At 69.1% G+C, this 19,390-nt stretch carries 13 protein-coding genes and 1 pseudogene; 11 read left to right on the forward strand and 3 right to left on the reverse strand.

The window, feature by feature from the left end; all coding sequences use genetic code 11:
- Window positions 1-364 (forward strand): annotated as a pseudogene (locus MJ783_RS14010) (hypothetical protein); the annotation flags it as partial.
- Window positions 361-2,730: a DUF3488 and transglutaminase-like domain-containing protein gene (locus MJ783_RS14015; RefSeq protein WP_239310879.1), complete on the forward strand. Its 2,370-nt coding sequence runs from the start codon at window positions 361-363 to the stop codon at window positions 2,728-2,730. The pseudogene MJ783_RS14010 and the gene MJ783_RS14015, both read left to right, overlap by 4 nt.
- 42 nt (window positions 2,731-2,772) lie before the next feature.
- Here MJ783_RS14015 and MJ783_RS14020 read toward each other — a convergent pair whose 3' ends face one another.
- From MJ783_RS14020 to MJ783_RS14030, 3 genes are all read right to left on the reverse strand, one after another.
- Complete coding sequence (locus MJ783_RS14020; protein ID WP_239310880.1) at window positions 2,773-3,177, reverse strand: DUF3040 domain-containing protein; 405 nt, start codon at window positions 3,175-3,177, stop codon at window positions 2,773-2,775.
- Between the two features lie 278 nt (window positions 3,178-3,455).
- Window positions 3,456-3,899 (reverse strand): SAV_6107 family HEPN domain-containing protein, encoded by a 444-nt coding sequence (locus tag MJ783_RS14025; RefSeq protein WP_239310881.1) that lies wholly within the window; start codon window positions 3,897-3,899, stop codon window positions 3,456-3,458.
- Window positions 3,900-4,250: 351 nt separating this feature from the next.
- A complete protein-coding gene (locus MJ783_RS14030) occupies window positions 4,251-4,829 on the reverse strand; it encodes a hypothetical protein (RefSeq protein WP_239310882.1) in 579 nt (192 codons plus the stop codon).
- 441 nt (window positions 4,830-5,270) lie between these two features.
- Between MJ783_RS14030 and MJ783_RS14035 the strand changes: the two genes are divergently transcribed.
- The 9 genes from MJ783_RS14035 to MJ783_RS14075 form a co-directional block, all read left to right on the forward strand.
- Window positions 5,271-9,221: a BTAD domain-containing putative transcriptional regulator gene (locus MJ783_RS14035; protein ID WP_239310883.1), complete on the forward strand. Its 3,951-nt coding sequence runs from the start codon at window positions 5,271-5,273 to the stop codon at window positions 9,219-9,221.
- 2 nt (window positions 9,222-9,223) lie between these two features.
- Complete coding sequence (locus MJ783_RS14040) at window positions 9,224-9,994, forward strand: spheroidene monooxygenase (RefSeq protein WP_239310884.1); 771 nt, start codon at window positions 9,224-9,226, stop codon at window positions 9,992-9,994.
- A 239-nt stretch (window positions 9,995-10,233) separates the two neighbouring features.
- Window positions 10,234-12,765 carry an FAD-dependent oxidoreductase gene (locus MJ783_RS14045; RefSeq protein ID WP_239310885.1) on the forward strand — a complete coding sequence of 844 codons (2,532 nt, stop codon included), beginning with the start codon at window positions 10,234-10,236 and terminating at the stop codon, window positions 12,763-12,765.
- A 146-nt stretch (window positions 12,766-12,911) separates the two neighbouring features.
- Window positions 12,912-13,562, forward strand: a complete 651-nt coding sequence (locus MJ783_RS14050; protein WP_239310886.1) for a GNAT family N-acetyltransferase — start codon at window positions 12,912-12,914, stop codon at window positions 13,560-13,562.
- Between the two features lie 121 nt (window positions 13,563-13,683).
- The gene (locus MJ783_RS14055) at window positions 13,684-14,502 is read left to right on the forward strand and encodes a carotenoid biosynthesis protein (protein WP_239310887.1); all 819 of its coding nucleotides are present in this window, start codon (window positions 13,684-13,686) and stop codon (window positions 14,500-14,502) included.
- 62 nt (window positions 14,503-14,564) lie between these two features.
- On the forward strand, window positions 14,565-15,650 hold the full coding sequence (locus tag MJ783_RS14060; protein WP_239310891.1) for a glycosyltransferase family 2 protein: 1,086 nt from the start codon (window positions 14,565-14,567) through the stop codon (window positions 15,648-15,650).
- 430 nt (window positions 15,651-16,080) lie between these two features.
- Window positions 16,081-16,410 carry a 5'-nucleotidase C-terminal domain-containing protein gene (locus MJ783_RS14065; RefSeq protein ID WP_239310888.1) on the forward strand — a complete coding sequence of 110 codons (330 nt, stop codon included), beginning with the start codon at window positions 16,081-16,083 and terminating at the stop codon, window positions 16,408-16,410.
- 223 nt (window positions 16,411-16,633) lie between these two features.
- The gene (locus MJ783_RS14070) at window positions 16,634-17,092 is read left to right on the forward strand and encodes a hypothetical protein (protein ID WP_239310889.1); all 459 of its coding nucleotides are present in this window, start codon (window positions 16,634-16,636) and stop codon (window positions 17,090-17,092) included.
- Window positions 17,089-19,390: AAA family ATPase (locus tag MJ783_RS14075; RefSeq protein WP_239310890.1), on the forward strand; the 2,302-nt coding region annotated here is incomplete at its 3' end. The genes MJ783_RS14070 and MJ783_RS14075, both read left to right, overlap by 4 nt.

The following is a 19,390-nucleotide window of genomic DNA, read 5'->3' on the forward strand; positions in this document are numbered from 1 at the left end:
TTCCGCGAGCGGGACCGAAGGCCTGCAGGCGTGCCGCGCGGTCTTCCAGCGCCACGGCTGGACGGTGATCATCGCCAGGTATGGCGACAGGCTCACCGCGCTGTGGCCGGGAACGACCGGCAAGGGGCCAGCGCGGGGTGGCGGAACAGGCGCCGCCACACCCGAGCCGGCCGCGGGCGGCATGATCCACGACAGCCCGCGGACACCGGATCCGACCACCGGCGGACCCGGCGGGGACGCGGTCGCGGGCGGGAGCCCGACCTCGAAAGCAGTATCAGGACCGGTATCGGAACATGCGTCGAAGCCGGCGGCGGAACCGGGCCGCGCGCTGCCCATGGACACGCGGGCCGGGGCCGCGCTGTGACCTCCCGGCTCCAGCTCGTTCCCACTGCCGGGGCTGCGCTGGCGTCGCTGCTGTGCGCATCCGCGCTCGCGCCGTTGTTCGACGGCTTCTGGTGGTGGTTCGGCCCCGTGGTCGTGGCCACCGCGGTAGCTGTGGGCACGACCACGCTGGCACGGGCGCTACGGCTGGCCATCCCGGTGGGGATTGTGTCCGGGCTGCTCGGTCTTCTGATCACGGTCACGGCGTTGTACGCGCGTGAAACCGCCGTCGCCGGCCTGCTGCCGACCGGGCGGACGGTGGATGCGCTGCGTTCCCTGATCATAGCTGGCCGCGACGACGTCTCGCAGCTCGCCGCGCCGGTGCCGCAGCGTCCGGGCCTGGTGGTGCTGACCGTCATCGGTGTCTACTGCGTCGTACTGATCGTCGACTTGCTGGCGGTCACGATCCGGCGCCCGACGCTCGCCGGGCTTCCCCTGCTGGCGTTGTTCATGCTGCCCGCCACCGTGCTGCCACATGGTGTCGGAGTGGTTCCCTACCTGCTCGGCGCGATGGGATTCCTGCTCCTGCTCGTGATGGAGTGGAAGCAGACGGTCGAACGCTGGGGAAAGCCGATTACCGGCTCGGCGCAGGCCGCCCTACCGAACAACGCGAGGAGCCTCGCCGTTGGGATCGCCCTGTGCGCGGTGATGTGCGCGCTGGCCGTCCCGGCGGTCCTGCCATCCCTTGACGGGGTGGGACCGTTGGCGCGCCAACAGGGCGTCACCCGCTACACCGGCCCGGCTTCGGCGATCGTGCTACCGCCGCTCGTCTCGCTGTCCCAACAGCTGCATGCGAGCCAACCGACCACCCTGCTGTCGGTGCGCACGGCCACGCCCAGATACCTGCGACTCACCGCGCTGGAGCAGTTCGACGGACAGCGATTCACTCTCCGGTCACTGCGCGCCACCAGTGAGGCGAGGATCAGCGACGGCCTGCCCGCCCCGGACCGCAGCACCCGGGTCAGCACGGTGTCAGCGACAATCGACGTGTCGACGGTCCTGACGGAACGCTACCTTCCCCTTCCGGGCACCCCGAGCAGGATCGAAGGCCTTGCTTCTGGCAGTGACTGGCGGCTGTCCACCGACACCGGCACGGTCTTCAGCACCCGGACCACTACCGCCGGTGCGCACTACCAGGTGGAAGCCTCCACTCCCGATCCGCTCCCAAGCCAGCTCATGGCCTCCCCGCGGACCTTCCCAGCCGATATAAAGATCGACACGGAGCTGCCTCCCGGTACCGACCCGAGGGTCGAGAAGCTCGCCCGGGAGATAGCGGGGACCCGCGTGAACGCCTACCAGCAGGCCCTCGCGATCCAGAAGTACCTCCATGACACCACCTTCATCTACGATCTCAACGGCGCCCCGACCGCGCAGGACGGAGCCTTGACGGAGTTCCTGTTCAAAACCAGACGTGGCTACTGTGAGCAGTTCGCCTCCGCGATGACGGTGCTGCTGCGGACGCTCGGCATCCCAGCCCGGGTGGTGATCGGCTTTGTCCCGGGGGCCAGGCAGGCCGACGGCAGCTATCTGATCACTAACAGGGATGCGCACGCCTGGCCGGAGGCGTGGTTCGCCAGCGCCGGTTGGGTTTCCTTCGAGCCGACCCCCCGCACCGACGGAACCATCACCCCCACCTATGCCGCGGCCTCCGATCCGGCCGGCCAGGGCGCGAGTCCGTCGGCCACACCGTCAGCCACCACCCCGGGCGTGGCCCCCAGCACGGGCCCGGACACCGACGCCGTCCGGGACAGCACGCCAAGCCCAGAGCCGAAAGCTTCCGAAAAAACACGTTCCACGGAAAGCCCCCTGCCGACGATCATCCGCTGGCTTTCCCGGACTCTGGCCGGGACAGGCATCGTCACGGTGCTGCTGTTGCCGGCGTTGGTGCGGGTCACGCGCCGTCGGCGCCGTCTCGCCACCGCTATGACAGGCGGCTCAGCCGATCACGCGGGAGCGGCAACCGCGGATGCCCGCGTGCACGCGGCCTGGGCCGAGCTCGCGGACCTGACATTCGATCTTGGGGTACCGCTGCGGCCCAACGAGTCGCCGCGGGCCAGTGCGCTGCGGCTGGCCGACCACATCGCTGCCAGCCCGGAGATTCGAGCGTCGGACGCCGAGGCGGCCCGAGCCGCGTTGCTCCGGATTGTCGAGGCGGAGGAACTCGCTCGCTACGCGCCGTCGGCAATAGCCGGTTCCAGCGCCAACGAAAAGATCGGACGCGACCTGCAACTGGTCGCACGACTGCTGCGAACGGCGGCACCACGCACTGACCGGGCACGCGCGGTACTTGCTCCACGGTCGGTGGTAGGGGCGCTGGGCGTGCTCGGCCGGACAGCCCGCCTGAAGTGACCCGCTGGAAGCCACCCAGCTGCTGATGGGCCCGCTCAGGCGTCAGCGGCCGTCCCGGTCCTCCCACCGGCGACGCCAGCGTTCCTCAAGACGCTCAGCCGCTGAGGCACGTGCTCGGCGACGTGAGGCTGCCGGATGACGACCGCTCAGCTCACCACCGCGGCCACCGATCCGGCGAAGATCCGCGGCACCACGTGACGCCGCGAACAGCATCAGCACGAAGCCGAGCACACCGAAGACAACGATCAACGGCGTCCGGTTGAGCACGACCCCGATGACCAGGACAACCAATCCGAACAGGAACAGGAGAACGCTGCGACGAACCCTGCGTAGCAGGTAGGTACGGGGATTCGTCGAGCGGACCGTGCTCGCGAACTTCGGATCGTCCTCGACGAGCGCGCGCTCGATCTGATCCAGCAGGCGCTGCTCGTTTTCCGAGAGCGGCATCGACGCTCCTCCCACGACCGGCAGGTCCGGCAGACGGAACCTGACACCCAAGAATAGGCATGACTGGGCGGGCGCGGTAGGCAACCAACCATGCCGAGACAGACCGATCGGTTCGTCCTGCCGTCAGTCCTCCCCCCGCCCATCCCGCCTCACGCCGGGAGGGGCCATCAGCGGCGCCGGCCGGATCGCGCCGACGCCGAAACGGCCACGCACGCGATCAAAGGCGCGCTCGGCACCGCGCGCCCGAAGCGGCACGCACCGAACACGAGCGGGTGCGTTCAGTCTCGGGAAGATCTGACCGGCCCGACAACCATAGCTGGCAGCGCCGCCTGTGACGGCAGACCCAATGTTGTTTCCACCGTCGTGAGAAAGATTTCGACCTGACGGGCCAAGTCATCGGCATCGCGGGTACCGACCACCGGTAGGCCCGCCTCGGCCGCCGCCCGCCTCGCCGCACCGGCGGCGAAGAACTGGGCCCACTCCGCCAGTTCAGGCGCCACCGTCGCAAGTAGCCGCCAGACGCTCACCGGCCGGCCACGGTGACCGGGACGGGCCTGAGCTCGATCAGCGAGGACGGCCGCGGCGGCACGCAACGCCGCCATATGGGCCAGCGCGTACCGCTGGCCGGGAAGCTGGGCGAGGCTCGCCTCGTCAAGGCCGTGACGCGCGGCCAGGAGCAGCTCGTCACGGGAACGGCGAGGCAGCCCCGCGACCGGGAGCACCGTTCGTACGCCAGAACGTTCCCGAGTCAGAGCAGGTGCGGCACATGCAGCGTGTTGGTCAACACTCCGCCGGCTCATGACCACTCCTTCCATGAATCGAACGCGTGTTCGTACTCTGAAAGGAGTAAACCCCGACCGGGGCAGGTCGTCAACATCGCCGGCCGCAACGGGCCGCCGGACGGAAGACGGCGGCCGTTTACCGCAGCGGCCGCGAACACGTTCCCGGCGGCTGAGCCGCTCGGCATCCATCGCGGCGGCCGGTGGTTATCAGCGCGCGAATCAGGCCGTGCCGCGCGGACCCGGCCGCCGGTGACGCGGAAAACAAGACCATAACCACACCACCGGCGGCCCTTACGCGGCCGCACAGACCTGGGCCGCCGGCTGCGGTGACGCGAAAGAACCGTGATCGTGCCGCCGTCGGCTCTTCACCAGCAGAAACCAGCCCAGCGTCAGAAGAACCAACGGGTCGTGAATACCTCCGCGCCGACGATGATCGTCGTCCACAAGCACCAGCGCGGTGCCGTCATGGGCGAACCGGATGAGACCGCCACCCCGGCTGCTCAGAAAGCCGCACTCAAAGACGGAACCGCGGGGAACGACCCAACGCACCGCACGGCTGCCCGGAAGTTCGACCGTACCGCCACCACCGCGGCGCGCCGACCGAAAAGCAACCAGCGGAATCGACGTAACGGGATCGAACACCCGTAGCCCACGGCCATCAGGATCAGCTTCCAACGCCAGCAGCCGGCCCGCGACCATCAGCTCAACCCGGCGGTGCTCATCCCAGTCCGCGAGAATCGCGGCGACGCGCCTGCCATCCGCGACCAGCACGACCTGGTCCGGTCTGCCGTCGACGGTGCCCAGCGCCACCTCATGCAGAAGTCCTGACCGTGCTGTCTCCTTCGTCGATGTGTCCATAATGATCGACATACCCTCCTGTTGCTCCTCGGCCCTCGGGCGAGCGGGCCTGATAGAACAAGCAGAACAAGCAGTCATCAACCAGTCGTACACATGCGATCAGAGCGAAAATTGATGTTCCGTTGACAAAAATGCGGAATCAGCCGCGGCAGCCGCGCGGACCGCGGACGAGAGAGCCCGCGCTGCCTCGTATCGGTAACAGTCGCCCATCCGACTCGGCCCACGCACGCGAAGTGGTTGCGACAGCGGCACCCACGACGCACGCTGCGGTGGCGACCCAAAAACACCGGGCCAGCCCGCGCCAGCGAGCAATCTGATCACAGACGACACGATCCTCACCTCCCAGATACGCCGACAGCACGGCCGCGCCGTCGGCGGCCCGAAGAAGCGCGGCCCCCGGAATCAGGTATCCCCAGATATCGTAATCAGACGGGATCGGCGCGAGAAGGTCACATGCCAGACAAAGAGAACCTGCATTTCGCAATCCTCGGCCCCACCGAGGCCACCCGCGGCGGCAATGTGATCATTCTTGGCGGAAAGCAACGGAAAACGCTGCTCACGGTCCTGCTGTTGAACGTCGACCAGATCGTCACAACCCACCGCCTGATCGAGGCGGTCTGGGACGGTCACCCCCCGGACCGGGCGTTGGCAACGCTGCGGACGCACATCAGCGAGCTGCGCCGCAGGCTCGACCCGGCCAGAGGCAGCCGGCTCCTCGTCCGCCACGGCTCGGGGTACTCGCTTCGGGTGAGCCCCGAGCAGATCGACGCCACCCGGGCCCGTACCCTGCTCGGGCAAGGCCGCCGCGCCGTCGAGGACGGAGATCCGGTCGCCGCGATCGCCCCGTTACAGGCCGCCCAGGGCCTGTGGCGGGGTCAGCCACTCGCGGATGTCGCCGAGTACACCTTCGCCGCCGCCCACATCCAGCGCCTCGATGAGCTGCACCGCGATGTCCGGCGGACACGGATCTCCGCGGACCTCTCGCTGGGCCGCCACCGGGAGACCATCGGCGAGCTCCGGGCGCTGGTCACCCAGTACCCACACGACGACGGGCTACGCAAAGATCTCATCATCGCCCTGTACCGGGACAACCGGCTGGAAGATGCCACGCAGGCGTGCCGTGACGGGCTCGACGCCCTGCGTTCCCACGGTCTCGACTCGAGTCTGCTGCGCCGGCTGCAAGAGGATATTCTGCGGGAGGCGCCCAGTTTGAACTGGACACCGCCACGCGCGCTGGAACGCCCGGCGCCACCGAAACCGCCCTATCTCGGGGTGTACCAGCTGCCACCGGACGTCGCCGAGTTCACCGGCCGCGACACCATCCAGACCAAGATCCTCACTGCTCTGACCGACCCGGACGCGCTGGCCAAAGGCACCGTCGTCGTCGCCATCGCGGGTAAGCCGGGAGCGGGCAAGACCGCGCTGGCTGTTCACCTGGCCCATCAGGCCCGCGAGCACTTCCCCGACCCGAGCCTGTTCTTTGACCTACGGGGCAGCCTGCCGTCTCCGCTGGATCCGATCAAGGTACTGACTCGGCTTGTACAGGCGCTTGGAGTAACCAGAACCGCGGTGCCCACCGACCCGGACGACCTTGCCGAGTTGTACCACAGCATGCTCGTCAACCGGCGCATGATAATCGTCTTGGACAACGCCGCCAACGAAGCTCAGATCCGGCGCCTGCTGCCCGCCACTCCCGGCTGTGCGGTCATCGTCACCAGCCGCTCCGGCCTGCACAGTCTGGACGCCTATCACCGAACCATCGATGTCCTGTACCCGGCCGAAGCCGTCGCGCTGCTGGCGAAACTCACCAGCGACCAACGGGTCGAAGCCGAGCCCGAAGCCGCCCGCGACATCGCCGGGCTCTGCGGCTACCTGCCGATGGCGATCCAGATCGCCGGCCGTAAGATCGCCGCTCACCCGCACTGGAGGCTGGCCCGGGTAGCCAGCCGGCTCACTGGGGAGCGTGACCGGTTGTCCTGGCTGGAACTCGGTGACCTCGAGGTCCGGGCCAGCTTCGCGTTGAGTTACGTCGGCCGGCCCGAGGACGAGCGCCAGGCCTTCCGGCTCCTCGCCCTCCCCAACATGGTCGACTTCGCGCCCTGGGCCGCGGCGGCTCTGCTCGACATAGGCAGCGACGAGGCCGAGGACATCCTTGACCGGCTCGCCGACGCCCAGCTCCTGGAACGACGTGGCCCCGACCAGGCAGGGCAGACCCGCTACCGCTTCCACGATCTGATGCGGGTGTTCGCGCGAGAATGCCCGATCGGCCAGCGGCCACCCGATAATGGCTTTCCTCGCCGCGCCGGGGAGCTGGCGGAGCACGGTGACCTTTCCCCCGCTGGGGCACAGCCCACCAGGACAGCACAGCCCACCAGGACAGCACAGCCCACCGAGGAACAGCCCACCGCCGCGACAGCACCGGCTGAAGCCGGGCCGCTGAACACCGTCGGCGACGAACTGCGCCCCGCCCTGACCAGGCTGCTCTCGGCCTACCTGACCGTCATCGACCGCGCGACCGCGGTCTTCTCGCCGGGTAGGTCACTGACGATCGACAACCCGGTCGCGCGTTCCACGTCAGCGGACGACATCGTCTCCGCGCTGGCCGCGGGGCCGCTGGTATGGTTCGGCATCGAGCGGATCAACCTTCACCTCCTGATCGAGCAGGCATCCGCGCGGGAACTCGACGAGATGACGTGGCGGCTGGCCGCGGCGGCCGCCCGGTTCTACGAGTTCAACGGCTACTGGGACGACTGGGATCGGACGCACGGTCTGGGCCTGACGGCGGCTCGCCGGGCAGGCGACCCACTCGCTGAGGCCATCATGTTGTGCGGTCTCGGCGACCGGAACATCCTCCTCGCTTTCGAGGAGGCGTTCTGGCGTCTGAGCGCCTCCGGCACCGACCCGGACGACCAGCCCGCGGTCGACGCGAACAGCGCGGCACGCGACCACCTCGATCTCGCCACTGAACGCTTCACCCGTAGTTACGAAATCTTCACTGCCATCGATCACGCTTTCGGCGAGGCACGCAGCCTGCACGGGCTCGCCGATGCCTGCCGCGGCAAGGGCCGGTTCGACGAGGCGACGGAGCTCTTCGACCGCGCGCTGCAACTGTTCCGCCGCTCCAACAGCCCGGCCGCGGAGGCCGAGACGCTGGTGTGCCTGGCAATGTGCCACGGCAACCGCCAGGAGCTCTCCGAGGCCGTCACCTGCCTGTCGACGAGCCTGTCCATCGCGCGGGATCTCGACAACCGGCCGCTGCAGGCATACGCGCTGCGCCGCCTCGGTGACCTCTACCGCAGCCAGACGCGGTTGGAACGCGCGCTCGCCGCGTACAACGAATCCCTGACGCTGCTCGCGGCCCTGCCCGACCCGCTGTGGGAACCGCGCGTCCTGATCCGCCGCGGGGACATGCTCGCGCAGATGGACGACATCGCCAGCGCCCGACGATCCTGGCAACAGGGCATCAACCTGCTACGCCAGACCCGCTCCGCGGAACTCGCCGTCGCGGAACAGCGGCTGTCCTCAACCATGCCCGCCAAGCCCGCCCAGTTCGGCGGCGGCAGGCTGCTCGGCGGCTTCGACCCTGAGTACTTCATCAGTCGTGCCGCCGCCAGCCGGCGGATCGTACAGGTCCTGAACACGTGGACCGACCTGGTCACCACCCTGCATGAGCAGGCGTTCGCAACGGCTGTGAACAGCGCGTTGAACGGCGGTGCGCTCGTGCAGATCCTCCTGCTCGACCCGGACTCGCCCGCTGCCGCGCAACGCGAGGAGGATCTGGACCGCACCATCAACGTCCCCGAGGCCATCCGGGACAACCTGCGCCGGCTCGACGCGATCCGAACGGGCCTGGACCCAGGCCTTAGACACCGAATGTCCGTGCGTGTATACACCGAGCAGCCGCTGACAAGTTACCATCGATGGGACAATGGGGCCATTGTATCGACATATCCGGTTGGTCGCTCTTCGGCGGTTTCCACCCAGCACGAGACGACCATCGACTCCACGCTCGTCCAGTTCATCGAAGAACGCTTCGCCGCCCTGTGGCGCCCGGAGGTCAGCATCAGCCTTGATGACTACCTGAAGCTGCCGCTGTTGATTGGTTCGTGCACGGACGGCCCCCTGGAACTGACCGTGCGGTACGTACGAACCGAGGGCGCGGTCTACCTGGCCGATGACACGCTGGCCCGGCTGGTTCGCGCCAGCGGCCCGGATGGCCTCCTCACGCAGGTCACGGGGAACCGCCATCCCCTGCTGCCGCTGGGAAGATGCCGTGCGCTTCTCTGTCGCGACGACCCATCCCGGGTCAGGGCGTTCTTCGCGCAGAAATACGGCGTGGAGCACGATGCTGTCCTGCGCCTGTCACCACTGCGGCCAACGGACCCCACGGCGATACGGTTGTGACCGTGGGAGATGGCGATGCTACCGCGGCACACGCCTGCCCCCTGGTGATCATCGACCTGTGGGGGGTACGGCCCCGCCATGTTCCGCACGCGGCCGCGAGGATGGCGCTGGACCGCCGGCACTTGCGGCGCACAACCGGTCTCGTCTTCGCCAGGTCCCTCGGCACCGGACGCGGCCGGACGTTCGGTCCGCGCGACGCCGACGTGCTGCGCTGGGCTGTGCTGACCGTCTGGGCTTCCGCGCGGGAAGCGGCCTCGTTCGAACGGTCCGCCATGATCGGCGCATGGTCCGCCATTGCCTACGAACGGTGGCGGGCCGAGCTCCACCCGTTGTCGTCCCGGGGACGATGGGCCCGTCAGCGTCCGTTCGGTGACCCGGTGACGCAGCCCGCGGGCCTGGCGCGGCCAGCCGGCCCGATCGCGGCGATCACCAGAGCCAGGCTGTCGTTGCGGCGGGCGCCCGCTTTCTGGCGGTCGGTGCCGCCGGTGGCCGAGGACCTCACCCGTTGCGAAGGCCTGCGGTTCGCGGTGGGGATCGGCGAGGCGCCACTCGGCCTACAGGGAACATTCAGCGTCTGGGACGACGCTGACGCGTTACGCCGGTTCGCCTATGGCAGCCCGGCCCATACCGACGTCGTACGGCGCACCTTTGAACACGGCTGGTACAAAGAAGAGCTCTTCGCGCGTTTCGCCGTCCTGCGTACCCACGGAACGGTGAACGGATGTGACCCGCTGGCACGATCCGGCCGAACACCTTCCAGCGCCGATCTCTAAGCAGCGTAAGCAGCGCGGACCGCGGGGCTGGCAGTGGCGGCGGCCACCACGACCATCCCCGCGGTTAAACACTCATTGAAGATCGCGAGGCACAGTGGAAGTTATGCCAAACTCAGCTTCCGCCTGAGCCCGGCGCACAACACAAGACACAACAAGAACCGCTCATCACACACGAGACCATAAACGCGCCTTTTGGCGGCCATGTTTCGCCTGATCTTGCCAGCCGAATGGAAACAGGAATGTCCACATCCGCCGAGCCCGGCATATACTTCCGCTCGCACCGGCCCCGTCCCACCCGCCGGATCCTCGTGGCGACCGGGGTGGGCGAATCCACCCGGTTGTCCCTGACCTCGCTCCCGCTGGTGTGGCTGCGAGCGGACCTCGCAGCCACACCAGCGGCGCTGTCCGGGGCGTTGTCGACGCTGCGGCCCCACACCCTGGTCGTCGGCGCCAACCCCGTCGACGCGAGCACGATAGCCGCTTGGGCGACGGCAGTCCGGGCACAGAATGATCACAACAAACTTCTGATCATTCGTCGCGGAACCTCGCTCGCGGCAATCGACTGTGACGCCGCGGCCCGTCACGACGTCACGGTTGTCAACACTCCCGAGGTCAACGCCCGCCACATCGCCCGTTTTGTCGTCGACGCGCTGCTGATCGCGCAGGCCAGCCCGGCCGGGCTGGCCACCCCGCTGACAGTCGGCCTGATCGGAGCCGGCTCGATAAACGGGCGGGTCGCGCGGGCCGCCGCCGCTCAAGGCCATCGGATTCTTGTCCACACACCGTCCCTGGCTGCTGATCCGCAGGCCCGGGTGAGCTGGCTGGCCGAACATGTGCTGACGGCTGCGGCCGTCACCTTCGCCCCCGACATCGACACTGTTTTCGCAGGCTCTGACCTGCTCAGTGTCGCGGTACCGCTGACCGTCGGCGGCGCGCACCCGACCCGCGGCCTGGTCGGCGCGGAACAGGTTAAGACGTTCATCGGCAGCCGGATCGTAACGATCTGCGAACCTGACGTTCTCACCGAGGACGCGGTCACAGATGCTTACGCCAGACGCGAGCTGACCGTCGTCATCGACAACGCGCCTGGGCTGATCGACCCGCTCCGCCGGCAGATCCTGGATCGCTTCCCGGACAGCACGGTCCTGCGGCCGGGCTTCACCCTCAGCTCAGCGGCGATGCGCATGCCCGGCTGCGCCGAAGATCTCGACCAGGCGGTTCTCACCGTCGTCGCCAGCAGCGAGATTGCCGATCTGGTCACCGGTCTGGACAGCAACCTGGACACCGAGAGCGCCCGCGAACCGCTGGCCGATCGTCGCGCGCACAACCCGCGTCACCATCGGAGCGATCCCGCCGAAACTGTGATCATCGGCGGTGGGATCGTCGGGCTGACCATCGCGCTGAGCCTGCACACGGCCGGATGGCGCAATCTGCGGGTACTGGACGCGGCCCCGGCCGACCACACTGACCCGAAGCGGCAGGGCACGACCTACGGCGGAACCGACGGACGCCACCTGTCGCTGACCGAGACGGTTCCACACGCTGACGCGTCCCGGCGCACGGTTCTCGCCCGTCCACCCCGGGACGGCGGATGGCAGCTACGTGACCCACTCACCCTCAGTGATACTGAGCGTGAGTGGGTGGCGGCTTTCGAGGGCTTTACCGACCGTCCGGGCCTGCGTGCGCTCACAGCTGATCTCGCGATCGGTATCAACCGGCTCGGCCTGCGCGGCTGGGAGACGTTGTTCGCCCACTATCCGCACGCCTTCGAGCGGCTGCGCCGGGATGCTCGGCTGCCCCGCTGCTACCTGTCCGCGGCTGATCTCGCCGCCGGGACGCGGCTGCAGACCGCAATCGACGCCGCGGCCAGCGTCCTGAGCCCGGACGAGATCGCGCTGCGCTGGCCCGCGCTCGTGACAGCCGCCGGCGGCCTGACCGAAGACCCGAATCAGCCGCCCCCCGCGGCCATCCACGGCGCAGTCGAAGTCGACGGGTACGCCGTCAACATCCACCAGCTTGCCGACGCCGTCCGCGATCTCGTTGTGGCTGTCGGCGTGCCCGTGCATGCCGGCAGCCCGGTGCGCTGTCTGCGCCAGGTCGGGAACGGCGATTCGGGCCACGGCCGTGAGAGCCACCCGAACGAGGTGGAACTCGTCCTCAGCGATGGTACGACCAGACGGGCCGGCACCGTCATCGTCACGGTCGGCGGGCGTGACCTGGTCGCCCTTGTGGGTGCGGACGCGGCATCGTCTGGAACGGTCCAGCACGTCCTCGGAGTTTCGCTGACGATGCCCAATCCCGGTCTGCGGCACGCCCTGAAGGTGCACGCGCCGGACCCTGTCGGGGTCGTCAACATCACCTTGTCTCCGGACTCCGCCGTGATACACGCCAGCGGGGGATTCGGCTATCTGGGCCTCGCCCGCCCGCGGGCGGGCGATCCGCGAGTCGCGGAACTGATGGCGGCGCTGGAGGAGACCGTCGGGCGGCTGCTTGCCCGGCCGCCCGGCGCAGCCGGGCCGCATCCGGTCCTCGACCGCCGCACCTGTGAACGCCCGATGACCCCAGACGGCCTCCCGGTGCTGGAGGCCGTGGACGCCTTCGGCGGGCGAGTCGTGGTGGCCGCCGGGACGAACGCGGGCGGCACCGTACAGGCGCCGGCCCTCGCCATCCTGGTCGAGGATCTGCTCAACGGCGGACCCGGCGGCGTTCACCTGGCGCTGCGTCCTGACCGGACCAGCCTACGGAGCACGCGGGTACCGGTGCCCACCTGAGCTGGCTCGGCGACGCCGCGGGCACCCGTTATTGTCGAGCACCTCAGATGGTGTACGAGACGGACACGCCCCGCGAGTGGTCAGCCCACGGCTGACCGATCAACATGGTGCGTGGTGAGGACAAGTGCGCGAGGGAGGCAAGCTTGATGGAGAACATCGGGCTGGTCCGCTGGACACCCGCGCGGATGCGTGCCCGGCTGACCGACGTCATCGGCGTCTACAAGGCCGCCTTCCTGGACGTCCACGAGCCTGATCCGGCGCGTGCGGCGATCGAGCGGACCATGCATGCCCGCCGGCACGCTGAGCGTCGGGATCTACGCGCGGTGGCGGCGCTGCTGCCGGACGACCGTCTGATCGGTTTCACCTATGCCCTGCCCGGGCAGAAGGGCCAGTGGTGGCACGACGTCGTCAGTGACGCGCTGCCCCCCGAGGACGCCGTGCGGTGGCTCGGGGACTGTCTGGAGATCGTCGAATTCCACGTCCTGCCGGAGTTCCAGGGGCAGGGGGTGGGGCGCGAACTAATGCGGGAACTGTTGCGGGACGCGCCACAGCGCACGGCCGCGCTGTCGGCGCTGGAACTTCCTGACAGCCGTGCCCGGCGGCTGTATGCCAGCGAGGGTTTTGTGCCGCTGTTGTCGAACTTCCAGTTCCCGGGAAGCTGGGTCGAATACGCGGTGCTGGGTAAACACCTCACGCCCACCGAGCCCGGCCAGGAAGGAGAGTCCCGGTCCCGCAAGGCTGAACCGCGCACGGGCCGGGCTCACGGCGCCAACGGCCCGCGGGTACGTGCCGTCTGATCCGGCCTGTGTTCGGCCTTGCGTTCCGGAAGGCCCGGCACGGCGGAGCACCCTCGTGCCGTCTTCGGCGTCTCGGCCCGCGCGGGCCCGCCACGACAGGTCCCGATACCCGAGACCTGTCGTGGCGGGCCTTCTCCCGTGGGCCTTCGCGGCTGCCACCGTCGCCGCCCAGATCCCGTATCCCCTGGTCACGAACGCCGGAAAACACGATCTCACAGTAACGTCGGTGTTGCTTTTCACCACGGCCTCGGTTATCCACGCGGTCCGTACCCGCGGCGCCGGATGGGCTGCCCGCATGGTCATGGTGAGCGTCGGTGGTGGTCTGGCCGCCGAGATCGCCGGGGTCCACACCGGCCTCGTCTTCGGCCGCTACAGCTACACCGGCACCCTCGGGCCGGCCGTCGGCGGAGTACCCGTGGTGATCCCGTTGGCCTGGACGATGATGGCCTACCCAGCCTTCACGCTGGGACGCTACACCGCCCTGCGACTTGCCGAGTCACGTGGTCGTGACGCCGCGGGCCCCGGAGCGCACCCAAGCGCCATGATCACCGCCCTGCTGGGAGGCCTGCTTCTGACAGCCTGGGATCTCTATCTGGACCCGCAGATGGTGGCCGCCGGCTACTGGCGATGGTCGGGCGACGGGCCCGCCCTCAACGGCATTCCGCTGTCGAACACGGCCGGCTGGCTGGTCGTGGGCACTCTGATCACAGGGAGCCTGGCCCTGATACCGCGACGGCGGGCCATCCCGGCTGACCGGTTCCCCGACCACCTGCCGATCTTCATGATCGGATGGACCTATGCCTCGTCGTTGCTCGCGAACCTGGTGTTCTTCGACCGTCCTGGTGTGGCGTTCGCCGGTGGCGTCGGCATGGGGACGCTGCTCGCCGGTACGGCAACCGCGGCCGTGGCAACGCGCCGGCAGCACCGGCGGGCCTCGTGACCTCCCGGCGACCGGCCCTGGGCCGGCGTTCACGGCCGGCACGGCCGGGCCGCTGGGCGCGGCTGTCACTGCTTACAGGCACGGTCGCCGCGGGCGTGCTCACCGTGCACACCGCGGTGAACGCCCGTCTGTTGCGGGTCGCGCCGGGCGCCCAGCCGGTGACCGAGCTGGTGAGTGTGTTGCTGCCGGCACGCGACGAAGCCGGACAGGTGACCGCGTGCCTGTCCGCGGTGCTGGCCTCGGTCGCGCTCCCCCACCTTGAAGTGATCGTCTATGACGACGCCTCCACCGACAGCACCGCCGAGGCGGTGGGCAGGGCGGCCGAGGGTGACCCCCGCGTCCGGATCATTCACGGCGGCACGCTGCCGGCCGGCTGGCTCGGCAAACCGCATGCGTGCGCCAGGCTCGCCGATGAGGCGCGGGGGAGCGTCCTGGTGTTCATCGACGCGGACGTCACCGTCGCCCCGGACGGGATCGCCCGGACGGTCGGGCTGCTGCGCGCGAGCGGTCTCGGCCTCGTCTCGCCCTACCCCCGCCAGGAGGCTCGAACGGTCGCGGAACGGCTGGTCCAGCCACTCCTGCAGTGGTCGTGGCTGGCGTTGCTGCCGCTGCGGCTGGCCGAACAGTCCTTGCGTCCGTCGTTGTCCGCGGCGAACGGGCAGCTCCTGTGCGTTGACACGGCCGTTTATCACCAGGCCGGTGGACATACCAGCGTCCGTGGCCATGTGCTCGAGGACATAGCGCTGCTGCGCGCGCTGAAGGCGGCGGGAGCGCGCGGGGTTGTCACGGACGGGACGGACATCGCCCGGACCCGGATGTACCACGGCTGGCCGCAGCTACGCGACGGCTACGCGAAGTCGCTGTGGGCCGGCGGCGGAAGCATCCGCGCAAGTGCCGGCCAGGTCGGCATACTGGCCTGGCTCTTCGTGCTCCCGGCCGTTGCCATGCTGCGCGGTTCCCGGACAGGTCTCGCCGGCTATGCGCTGGGAGTGGCTGGACGAGTGATCGCGGCACGGCGCACCGGCGGCCGGAGCTGGCCCGACGCCCTGGCGCACCCGCTGTCCATCTGCGTGTTCGGCTACCTGACCGCGCTGTCCTGGGCACAGCGGCTACGCGGCACCGCCACCTGGAAGGGCCGTCCCGTCTGAGAGCGTGTTTGAGATCGTCATTCCGGCTCACCGCGCCCAGGTGCCCCCTGGCCGCGTTGTCGGCCAAACCGATACAACTCATCCGGTATCGCTTCGGCCTTCCGCCTTGCCAGGGGGCGCCTGGACGCGGCTCACTGATCGAAAGCCCGATCTCAAACACGCTCTGACCGATGAAAACCGGCCGTACAGCCGATGAACGGAACACGATGGCATACCGGCGGGCGTATCCGGCCGCTACGGCCCACTTCGTGCGTGAGGTCCGATTCCCTGTCTCCTCCGACGCTGGTCGGCCGCTGCCCCGTTCCAGGTCGACCGGGGTCACGCGGCCGCGAGTCGACCTCGGCCTTCGGATGCCTCGCGGCCAATCGTCATCGATACCCAGCGGAACCAGCCGATCTTCAAACCGTGGATGGTACGAGACTGCGCGGACATGAAGATCGAGTTCGTCGGAATGACCTTGAAGAACGCACCGAGCATCGTCACCGCCGCATTCATGAATCCCGGTGGCGCGCGGGCTGATCTCACCTACACGCCGGCCGGTAGCGAACAGCCCGGGGAGGTCGCCTATGGCGAGCCCTTCACCGTTCAGCCGGTCAACAACCCGCTCACCGTGATGACCATCGGCGGCGGCGCCATCAAACGTGTGCTGGAACAGCGGGGCAGGACCAACCGGATCCTCCAACCAGCCGGAATCACCTACAATTACAGCGGCGGCGCACCCGTCGGCTCGACGGTAAGCAACGTGGCCATCGGCGGATAGCCGCTGAATCCCGCGACTTCCTGCCGGATCACCGAAACCTGATGTTGGCGACACGAACGCGGAACAGCGGGCTCCGCTCATCCCAGCCCCCGTACCATGACGAGAAAAATTCGGTGTGGTAACTATTTTTCGTGGCGGCTGGAGGTGTCGTGGCCCACGCAGCGCTCCGGGTGCGTTCATGCTGGTCTTATGCAAGCCTCGCTGGTCGATTGAGGGGAAACATATGGACGTGGCAATACGGCTGCTGGGAAGCGCCACGGACGATCTCCGGTCGTTGCAGGCCTGGCTGGTCGCGGAAGACGAGTTACGCGGCCGGGTGGAGTCCATCGAACAGACACCGGCTCCAGGCCAGCTGGGGTCGGCCCTCGATACGCTGATCGTCGCGCTGGGTCCGGGCGGTGCCGTATCGGTGCTGCTCGCAGGCCTGATCTCCTGGATTCGGAGCCGGCACAGCGATGTGGATATCACCGTGGAACGGCGGGACGGCCATACCACGATCCGGCTGTCGGCACGGCGGATACGGGAGCTGAACGCCGCCAGCCTCCGGGACGAGATCGACCAGCTCGGCCAGGCACTCAGCGGCCAGGCACTCAGCGGGCCGCTCCCCCCGGTGGCGAGCGATGACCCGAGCCTGCCCGTGGGTCCCCGCCGCGGCCAGCCCGGCGCGAACCGCGCACCGTGACCGGGCTGGCCAATCCGGGGGTGCGGGTGCTGCTCGTCGGTACCAGCATGCACGAGCCGGGGTCACGGCTGCCCGATGTTCCCGCGGTCACCCGTACCGTCACCGACCTCGCGCGGTGCCTGACAGACCGCTGCGGCCTGCCCAAGCCGGGGCTGCGCACGCTGGTCGACCCGGCCGACCCGATCGTGTTCGACCGTGCGGTCAGCGCCGCGGCCCGGGAGGCCAGCGACGTCCTGCTCGTCTACTACGTCGGCCACGGGCTGCTCAGCCCGGACGGCGAGCTGCACCTGGCCACCTCCGCCTCGCTCGACCTGACCCGGCCACCGGCGCCGCATTACCAGGCCCTTCCCTACCGCACCCTCCGTGACACCCTCGCCAACTGCCGGGCGCGGACGGTGGTGGTCGTGCTGGACTGCTGTTTTGCCGGCCGGGCATCGGCTGCGCTGCTCACCGGCACCGATGACGTGTTCGCGATGACCGCCGTCCGCGACAGCTACCTGCTCACCGCCGCCGCACCCGAGGAGGCGGCCCTGGCGCTGCCGGGCGAGCGGCACACCGCGTTCACCGGCGCGCTGATCGACCTCCTGACCAGGGGTGACCCGACCGGCCCGCCGCGGCTCACCCTCGAACGCGCCTACCGTTATCTCGCCCGTGCCCTGCCCGCCGCCGGCCGGCCGGAACCGCGCCGCAACGCCGGCGGTAGAGCCGGTGATCTCATGCTCACCGACAATCGGGCTTACCGGCCGCCCCCGCCCGCACGCCGCCCTGGCCAGCCCGGCGACGATCAGGAAACAGTCCGGCCCGACAGCCACACCGACACCGATCCGGTCGAAGACATCTGCCCCTACCGGGGCCTGGAGGCCTACGGCCCGAACGACGCACGATTCTTCTTCGGCCGTGACACGCTCACCGCCACGCTGCTGGCGCGGCTCACCGACCGGCTCACCGATCCCCAACCGGTGATGGTGGTGGGGGCCTCCGGCTCGGGCAAATCGTCGCTGCTACGCGCCGGGCTCATCCCGGCGGTACGTGCCGGCAAGCTGGATGTACCCGGATCATGGGAATGGCCGTGCCATATCATCACCCCGGGTTCGGACCCGCTCGCCGAGCTGGCCTCGCTGCTGGCCCGCGCCACTGGCAGCCAGCCGGAGGCTGTTCGTGCTCTCCTGGCAGATGATCCACAACGGGCGGCTGATCTCACGGAGAGCGCTGTTGATGCCGCGATGCCCGCCGATACCGGCTACACCGCCGAGCCGGGGGCGACGGCCGGCGCCGCCGCGCCGACGCCGCGGATGCTGTTGGTCGTCGACCAGTTCGAGGAGCTGTTCACCAACGACATCCCCGCCACCGACCAGCAGGCCTTCGTCCGGGCACTCACCGCCGCCGGCACCCCCCGGAACAACATCCCGCCTCCTGCCCTTGTCGTCATCGGGATGCGCGCGGACTTCTACGGCCGCGCCACGGAGCACCCCGAACTCGTCGGCGGGCTGAGCGACGGCCAGGTCCCCGTCGGGCCGATGACCCGCGCCGACCTCATCGACGTCATCCGCCGCCCCGCGCAGGAAGTCGGGCTCGATCTCGAAGCCGGCCTCGTGGAGGTTCTCCTGCGAGACCTCGGTGTCGGCGTAGCCATGGACGGCGTCGGACCCGGCCGCGTCCACGGCGTCAGCGTCCTGCCGCTGCTGTCCTATGCGTTGCTGACCACCTGGCAGCACCGTGACGACCGGTTGCTTACCGCCGCGGGCTACGCCGCGACGGGCGGCATTGACAACGCCGTCGCCACCACCGCCGAACGGGTCTATGCCGCGCTCGACAAGGCCGGCCAGGCCGCGGCCCACTGGCTGCTGCTCCGCCTCGTGCACGTCAGTGCCGACGGAGGTGAGGACACCCGACGTCGGCGTTCCCGCGCTGAACTGATCGCCGACTACCCGGACGGGAGCGCCGTCGAAGCGGTGCTCGACGCGTTCGCCACCGAAAAGGCCCGCCTGCTCACCATCGGCCAGGATACCGTGCAGATCACGCACGAAGCGCTGCTGCATGCCTGGCCAACCCTACGTTCCTGGATCGACACCGACCGGTCCGCCCTCGTCGTCGAACAAAGCCTCAGCGACGACGCCACGACCTGGCGGGACAGCGGCAATGACCCCGACCTGCTCTACCGCGGCACCCGGCTGGCCCTGGCCCGCGAGCGGGTCGAGACCTCCGGCCGGCACGACAGCCTCGCCCCGGCCGCCCGGACCTTTCTCGCTGCCAGCATCGACGCCGACAACGCCCGTGCCGAGGCTGAACGCCGCCGAG

It is taken from the genome of Protofrankia sp. Cj3, from assembly GCF_917627355.1.
GTDB lineage: Bacteria > Actinomycetota > Actinomycetes > Frankiales > Frankiaceae > Protofrankia.